The organism is Actinokineospora inagensis DSM 44258 (assembly GCF_000482865.1).
Lineage (GTDB): Bacteria > Actinomycetota > Actinomycetes > Mycobacteriales > Pseudonocardiaceae > Actinokineospora > Actinokineospora inagensis.
Genome location: NZ_AXWW01000045.1, coordinates 1 through 7,536 on the forward strand (window position 1 = coordinate 1; position 7,536 = coordinate 7,536).

The 7,536-nt window shown below is 71.3% G+C and carries 7 protein-coding genes; 3 read left to right on the top strand and 4 right to left on the bottom strand.

All coding sequences use genetic code 11. The features are described 5' to 3' along the window. Positions 1 to 712: 712 nt before the first annotated feature. Positions 713 to 1,201 carry a hypothetical protein gene (locus H504_RS38785; protein WP_051385974.1) on the bottom strand — a complete coding sequence of 163 codons (489 nt, stop codon included), beginning with the start codon at positions 1,199 to 1,201 and terminating at the stop codon, positions 713 to 715. Next, positions 1,198 to 1,845, bottom strand: a complete 648-nt coding sequence (locus tag H504_RS0117215; RefSeq protein WP_342668782.1) for a hypothetical protein — start codon at positions 1,843 to 1,845, stop codon at positions 1,198 to 1,200. The genes H504_RS38785 and H504_RS0117215 overlap by 4 nt, the downstream gene beginning before the upstream one ends. Before the next feature lie 197 nt (positions 1,846 to 2,042). Here H504_RS0117215 and H504_RS35610 point away from each other — a divergent pair, with 197 nt between their 5' ends. Beyond that, entirely contained in the window at positions 2,043 to 2,714 is a 672-nt protein-coding gene (locus H504_RS35610; RefSeq protein WP_051385975.1) for an acylneuraminate cytidylyltransferase family protein, read from the top strand. Here the strand turns inward: H504_RS35610 and H504_RS0117225 are convergent. Continuing rightward, the gene (locus tag H504_RS0117225; RefSeq protein ID WP_026423783.1) at positions 2,711 to 3,256 is read right to left on the bottom strand and encodes a bacterial proteasome activator family protein; all 546 of its coding nucleotides are present in this window, start codon (positions 3,254 to 3,256) and stop codon (positions 2,711 to 2,713) included. The two genes, H504_RS35610 and H504_RS0117225, sit on opposite strands and share 4 nt — an antisense overlap. 60 nt (positions 3,257 to 3,316) lie before the next feature. Here H504_RS0117225 and H504_RS0117230 point away from each other — a divergent pair, with 60 nt between their 5' ends. Then, positions 3,317 to 4,519, top strand: coding sequence for a cysteine desulfurase-like protein (locus tag H504_RS0117230; RefSeq protein ID WP_026423784.1), 1,203 nt, complete (start codon positions 3,317 to 3,319; stop codon positions 4,517 to 4,519). Here H504_RS0117230 and H504_RS0117235 read toward each other — a convergent pair. Next, positions 4,509 to 5,471, bottom strand: coding sequence for an NAD(P)H-quinone oxidoreductase (locus H504_RS0117235; RefSeq protein ID WP_026423785.1), 963 nt, complete (start codon positions 5,469 to 5,471; stop codon positions 4,509 to 4,511). The genes H504_RS0117230 and H504_RS0117235 overlap by 11 nt on opposite strands. 283 nt (positions 5,472 to 5,754) lie before the next feature. On the opposite strand from H504_RS0117235, the gene H504_RS0117240 reads away from it, so the two are divergent. Beyond that, complete coding sequence (locus H504_RS0117240; protein WP_425394064.1) at positions 5,755 to 7,278, top strand: M28 family metallopeptidase; 1,524 nt, start codon at positions 5,755 to 5,757, stop codon at positions 7,276 to 7,278. Positions 7,279 to 7,536: the final 258 nt, after the last annotated feature.

The following is a 7,536-nucleotide window of genomic DNA, read 5'->3' on the forward strand; positions in this document are numbered from 1 at the left end:
GCCCCCGCCCCACCCGATCAGGTGGTTCCACCCCCCACCACCCCCAAGCCACCCCCACCACCCCCAGGCGGCCCCCACCCTTCCCGGGGGCAGCCCTCGATGCCAGTCTACCCGTGGGGTCCGACAAAAGATCTTGAAAGAGCGGGCGGGGAGGTTCTCCTGTGGATAACTTTTGTCGCTGGAACGGGTGAAAGCGGGCGGCGGAAATGGGCAACTGACCTGCGGATTCCCACGTCGGGCGCAACAGGTCGAACGGTCTGCGTCAAGCGTCGGCCATCGCGACTTGAACGCGCATCCACCCCGGCCACACACGTGCCACCACGAAGTTGCCCGAACAACCGGACTCGCAGCTTCCTGGGGAACGGAATGAAGGTCGCTGCTCCCCACCGACCGGCACGGAACCTCTGGCTGCGGTTCGCGACCTCCCGACGTACCGGCAGATCCCACGGCCCCGGCGACCACGTCACCACCGCCCCCGACCGCCTCAGCCTGCAGCGCGTCAGCGGCGACGGCTTCAACCCCGGCGAGCGCGTCACCATCCTTCAAGTCGAACTCGCCCCGCCCCACAACGGGCGCGCCAGAAGGCACCGAAGTTGTCCAAGTCGGCCCCGGCACCCCGGTCCTCACCTTGACCAACACCTACTGGCACCGTCACCGAGTACTCCGAGGCCAGGCCGCGGACTCGCCGCCGGGCACGGCGAAAAACACCCGATCAGTCCCCCTGGGCGTCCTCCAGCCGGGTGATCCGTTCCTCGTACCGCGCCACCAGCCCCAGTCGGGTCCGGACGCGGGCGTGTTCCACCCGGATCTCCTCAACCAGCGCCGCCACGGATCCGATCTCGTCCTCCGACACCGCGCCCTCCACCGCCGGGGGGCGGCGTTCGAGTTCGGCCAGCCGGGCTTCCACCGCCGCCAACTGGGGTGCGATCCGCCGGTGTTCCCCGTTCAGCCAGTCCACAGTCGACTCGAGTTCGTCGACGCGGCGGCCGAGGTCGTCGATCTCGGGGGTGAGTTCGGCCCGGAGGGCGCCGAGTTCGTCCACCAGGGCGTCCACCCGGGAGTGCGCGCGGGCGGCGGCCACGGCGGCCGGGGTGGCGTGTTCTTGGGCGATCAGCTCGATGCGGGGTCGGAGTCTGCGCCAGACGGGGGCGCCGACGACGCGGGCAGCGTCGCGGAGCCGGTCGGTCACCTGGTGGTTCATCCGAGCACCTCGATCCTTCCGGTTTCCACCCAGCCGCGCAGCAGCGCTGCCTCGGCGGCCAAGCGGTGTTCGGCCGTGACGGCCACGGACTGTCCCCAGGCGTGGGCGAAGCTGGTCTGCTCGGGCCGGTCGATGATCGACGTGCCGGTGAGGGTCACCCTGGCGGCGGGGAACAGCTCCGTCACCAGGTACGCGGCGAGGGTGCCGGTGGTGGACCACGCGGGCGCGGCGGGGTCGAAGCCGAGCAGGCGGTTCAGCGGGATGGTGAAGTCCCGGTTGGGCACGGGTTGGAAACCGAGGTCGGCGGGCCACCAGTCGGGGATGACCTCGGGTTCCCAGTGCAGCCTGCCGGGTTCGACGAGCAGGTAGAGCCGCGAGGTGTAGTCGGCGAAGGTGTGCGGGCTGGCGATGACGCCGCGGTGCAGCACGACGACGTCGGTGCGGGCGCCCAGCGCCGGGTCGCCGCCGGGGGGGTCGATGGCGAAACTGGTCATCCGGACGACCAGGTCGCAGCCGTCGATGGTGGCGGCGCGTTCGGCGCTGGTGGCCATGGGCGCGTTCCCGACGATCGCGACCGTACGCGGTGGGTCGTGGCGCGCGTAGGCCGCGAGCAGGGCGGCCAGGTCGGTGCGGGAGTCAGGCAAGGGCGAAGCCTCGGAGTGGCTGTGCAGGACGCTCATTCGTCAGTGGGGGCCTCGGGGTGTGCGTACGGGGGCAGGCAAGCGTAGAACGTGTGCCGCCGATCAACGAAGCGCCGTTGGCGCAAATCGGCCGCCGACCCTGGTACAAGCCCTACGTGGGCCATCTAGAGTCGTCCATTCGAACGATAGGAGGACGTGTGATGGCAGAGCGTGAGGTCGTCGCGGTGGTGACCGCGCGCGGTGGCTCTGTCGGCTTTCCCGGTAAGAACCTGGCGCTGTTCCGCGGTACGCCACTCGTCACGCACACCGTGCTGACGGCGGCGGCGGCGCGCGGGGTTGACCGGGTCGTGGTGAGCACCGACGACGACGACATCGCGCGGGCGGCGGGTGACGCGGAGGTGGTTCGCAGGCCGCCCGTGCTGTCCACGTCGGAAAGTCGCTCGGTCGACGCCGTGGTGCACGCCGCCGACGCGTTGGGGTTGCCGGACTCGTCTGTGATCGTTCTTCTCCAGCCGACTTCGCCGTTGCGGTCCACTGCCGATGTTGAGGAATGCCTGGCGTTGCACGGTGATCGTGTCACCGGGTCGGTCGTGCAGATGGCGCCGGTGGACGAGCACCACCCGTGGAAGGCGTGCGTAGTAGTAGGTGGGGTCCTCCAGCCCGCGCACGACTGGTCCAACCTTGAAGCCCCGCGCCAGTCCCTGCCGCGGGTTCTTAGGCCCACCGGTGGTGTTTACGTCGTCGGCACCGGGGACCTGCGCGAGCACCGCCGCTTCTTCGTGCCGGAAGTGCTGGCGCAGGTTGTCCCCAAGGAGCGGGCCGTCGACATCGACCGTCCCGCCGACCTCATCCGAGCCGAGGGCCTGGCCTAGAGGTACTGACCGGTCCCGCTGGTGCGCAGGTGGGACCCGCCGCCTTCCTCCTGGGCGCCCGAGGCGCCCGGCGGCAGACCGCGGCGCATCTGCTCGAGCTGCACCCTGGCCGCCATCTGCTGGGCGAACAGCGCGGTCTGGATGCCGTGGAACAGGCCCTCCAGCCAGCCGACCAGTTGGGCCTGCGCGATCCGCAGCTCCGCGTCCGACGGGGTGACGCCCTCGGTGAACGGCAGCGACAGCCGCTCCAGCTCGTCCCGCAGCTCCGGGGCCAGCCCGTCCTCGAGCTCCGCGATGGACCGCTGGTGGATCTCGCGCAGCCGGTTGCGGCTGGCCTCGTCCAGCGGCGCCGCGCGCACCTCCTCCAGCAGTTGCTTGATCATCGTGCCGACGCGCATGACCTTCGCGGGCTGCTCGACCAGGTCGCCGACCGAGGTGTCGTCGATGTTGTCCGGGATCTTCGCGCTGCCCAGCGGGGAACCGTCGGGGCCGACCACGACCACGTGGTGCGCTTCCTCCGGGCCGGGGTTGGGTTGAGTCACGCCTGCGAGGGTAGTGCCCCACGCGGCGTGCGGCGGGAGGACTCTCGTACGGTGTGGCGCATGGCCTTCGACGTCGCGCGTGTTCGCGGGCTGTTCCCCGCGCTCGGTGACGGCTGGGTGCACCTGGACTCGCCCGCGGGCATGCAGGTGCCCGAACAGGTCGCGACGGCGGTGTCGACCGCGTTGCGCGCGCCGGTGTCCGGGCCGGGCGGGATCTTCCCGGCGTCGCAGCGGGCGGAGGCGATCGTGGACGCCGCCCGGCGCGCGGTGGCCGACCTGGTGAACTGCGACCCGGCCGGGGTGGTGCTCGGGCCGAACCCGGCGGTGTTGCTGGCCCGGCTCGCCGAGGCGCTCGGTGACGGCTGGCTGATCGGCGACGAGGTCGTGCTGTCCCGGCTGGACCACCAGGCGAACACGGCGCCGTGGCTGCGGGTGGCGCAGCGGGCGGGCGCGACGGTGCGCTGGGCCGAGATCGACATCGAGACGTGCGAGCTGCCCGCGTGGCAGTACGAGAACCTGGTGTCGCACCGGACCAAGGTCGTGGCGGTGACCTCGGCGTCCGGCGCGGTCGGCACCCGGCCGGACCTGAAGCGGATCACCGAGGTGGCCCGCGGGCAGGGCGCGGTGGTCGTGGTGGACGCGTCGTCGTCGGCGCCGTTCATCCCGATCGACATCAACGCCGCGGGCGCGGACGTCGTCGCGGTGTCGGCGGGCGCGTGGGGCGGTCCCGCGGTGGCGGCGTTGGCGTTCGCGGACGCGGCGATGGTGGAGCGGCTGCCCGCGTCGTCCTTGGATCCGCGCGCGGCAGGCCCGGAGCGGTTGGAACTGGGGCAGCACGCGTACCCGTTGCTGGCGGGGCTGGTCGCGTCGGTCGACTACCTGGCCGAGTTGGACGACACGGCGAGCGGCAACCGGCGGGAACGGCTGGTCACCTCGCTCAGCTCAGCCAAGTCCTACCAGGCCGGTCTGCTGTCCCGGCTGATCGGCGACCTGCGCGGCCTGCGGCACGTGATGGTCATCGGTGACGCGATGCGCCGGATCCCGGCCCTGGCGTTCACGGTGGCGGACGTGAAGGCGCAGGACGCGGTGGTGCACCTGGCTGAGCGCGGTATCTGCGCGTTCGCCGACGACACGCCCAGCGGCGTGTTCGCGACCCTCGGCGTCGGCGAGGTGGGTGGCGCGGTGCGCGTCGGACTCGCGCACTACACCAATTCCGTTGAGGTGGACCAACTCGTGGAGGCCCTGGCCGGTTTTAGAGCGTGACGGCAAGCAGCACCTTCCCGAACACGCCGCCCGTTTCCAGCATCCGATGCGCGTCGCCCGCCCGGGTGATCGGCAGCACCGCGTGCGTCACCGGTTTCACCCGGCCGTCCGCGATCATCGGCCACACGTTCTCGACCACGGCGGCCACGATCGCCGCCTTCTCCCCGACCGGCCGGTGCCGCAACCCGGTCGCCGCGACCGTCCCGTTCTTGCGCAGCAGCGCGGCCACGTCCAAGTCGCCGACGTTGCCGCCCTGCATGCCGATCACCACCAGCCGACCGCCCCGCTTGAGCGCGGTGACGTTGCGGCGCAGGTACTTCGCGCCCATGTTGTCCAGGATGACGTCGGCGGCGACCTCGTTCTCGAACTCGGTGTCCCGGTAGTCGAGCGTGATGTCGGCGCCCAGCCCGGCGCAGCGGGTCAACCGTTCGGCCGAACCCGCCGTCACGGCGACCGTCGCCCCGAGCGCCTTGCCGACCTGGATGGCGTGCGTGCCGATCCCGCCCGCGCCGCCGTGCACCAGCAGCGTCTCCCCGGCGGTCAACCGGCCGGTCTGGACCACGTTGGACCAGACCGTGCAGGCCACCTCGGGGAGGCCCGCCGCCGTCACCAGGTCCACTTCGGACGGTTTGGGCAGCAGTTGCCCCGCCGGGACGGCCACCCGCTCCGCGTACCCGCCGCCCGCGAGCAGCGCGCACACCTCGTCGCCAATCCGCCATCCGGTGACACCTTCGCCCACTTCGGCGACAACGCCGGAGCACTCCAGACCGGGGACCTCGCTGGCTCCGGCGGGCGGCGGGTAGAAACCCCTGCGCTGCAACAGGTCCGCCCGGTTCACCGCCGCGGCCGCCACCCGCAGCACCACCTCGCCCGGCCCGGCGACCGGGTCCGGCACCTCGGTCCACCGCAGCACCTCGGGGCCACCGGGTTCGCTGATCGTGATCGCGTGCATGACCCAACCGTAGTCGGACCCGCCCTCCGGGGCCGCCGGGTGAAATCGTTATCTTGCCGGGCGCTGCGGCAACGGGAGCAACCGTTGGCGCCGTGCCGACCACGCCGCGGCGCTTTTCCGCAGGAGTTGCCCGCTGACCGGGGCGCCCGGTGTCCGGTTGGTGAACAACGCCCCTTGACCGCGGCGGGGCGCCGGGCGAGGGTGGCAAGCACGCCGGGAACACGGACCGCGTCGGGGCGGTCACGGCTCGCGGTCGCACCCACCTGTTGACGAAGGGACCTGCATGCCCAGAAGTCACCCGCTCCGGCTCGGCGCCACCATGCTCGCGGCGGCCGGAGCGCTCGCGTTCACCACCGTCCCGTCCTCGGCGGCCCCCGCCGACCTGCCGGACGGCCCGGCCCTGGCCAGGAACCTGGTCAAGAAGGTGACCGGTGACGGCGTCAACCGGCACCTGATCGCCCTGCAGCGCATCGCCGACAAGAACGGCGGCACCAGGTTCGCGGGCAGCCCCGGCCACGTCCAGTCCGCCGAGTACGTCGAGGGCAAACTGCGCGACGCGGGCTTCGACGTGACCCGCAACGAGTTCCCGTTCACCGCCACCCAAACGCAGGCGCAGAAGCTGACCGTGGCCGGTACCGCGGTACCGATCTCGATCATGACCTACAGCCTGTCCACCCCGGTCGGCGGCGTCACCGCCCCGCTCGCCGTGGTCCCGGTCGACGCGACCCCCGGCTGCGAGGCCACCGACTTCCCCGACCTCACCGGCAAGATCGCCCTCATCCAGCGCGGCGGCTGCCCGTTCGCGGTCAAGCAGGCCAACGCCGCGGCGGCCGGGGCGGTCGGCGCGATCATCTACAACAACGTCGACGGCCCGCTCAGCGGCACCCTCAGCGACCCGAACGCCGCGCGCCTGCCGGTCGGCGGCGTCAGCAAGGCCGACGGCGCGACCCTGGTCGGTCAGGCGGGCGCGTCGACCACGCTCGACCTGCGGCAGACCCGCGAGCAGCGCACCTCGTTCAACGTGGTCGCGCAGACCAAGACCGGCCGCAAGGACAACGTCGTCATGGCGGGTTCCCACCTCGACAGCGTCGAGGCCGGGCCGGGCATCAACGACAACGGTTCCGGCAGCGCGGCCCTGCTGGAGACCGCCATCCAGCTCGGCGGCTCCCCCAAGGTCAACAACGCCGTCCGGTTCGCCTGGTGGAGCGCGGAGGAACTCGGCCTGGTCGGCTCGACCAAGTACGTCGACTCGCTCACCTTCGACCAGCAGACCGACATCGCGCTGTACCTGAACTTCGACATGATCGCGTCCCCGAACAGCGCCTACTTCGTCTACGACGGCGACGACTCGGACGCGACCGGGTCCGGCCCCGGCCCCTACGGCTCCGCCCAGATCGAGGCGGCGCTCGCGGGCTTCCTCAATGCCACCGGCACCCCCACCGAGGGCACCGACTTCGACGGCCGCTCCGACTACGGCGAGTTCATCGCCAACGGCATCCCCGCGGGCGGCATCTTCACCGGTGCCGAAAAGATCAAAACCCCCGCCCAACTCGCCAAATGGGGCGGCGTAGCAGGCGTCGCCTACGACAAGTGCTACCACTCCAAGTGCGACAACCTCGGCAACCTCGACCGCACCGCCTTGGACCGCAACTCCGACGCCATCGCCTGGGTGATCGCCACCTACGCCATCAGCACCGAAGACATCAACGGCGTCCCCCCACGAGCCTCCCGCGCCACCACCCGCCTGTCCGCCAAATCCCACCGCTCCCTAACCACCCCCGACGACCACCACAGCACCACCATCTAGCCATTTCGGTCATTGGGGGTTCCCACTCCGCAGAGCCCCCAATGACCGACCCCCGCCGGATTCGCCGCCCACCACACCGCGGGCGCCAGCCCATTGCTCACATACTCGATGTAAGGGCCGACAGGCCCAAACGAGCACGCTGGCTCCGCCCCCCACCGCACCATGGGCGACAAGCCCATTGCTCACATACCGATGTAAGGGCCGACAGGCCCGAGCGAGCAAACGCTGGTTCCGGCGCCCACGGCACCGTGGGCGACA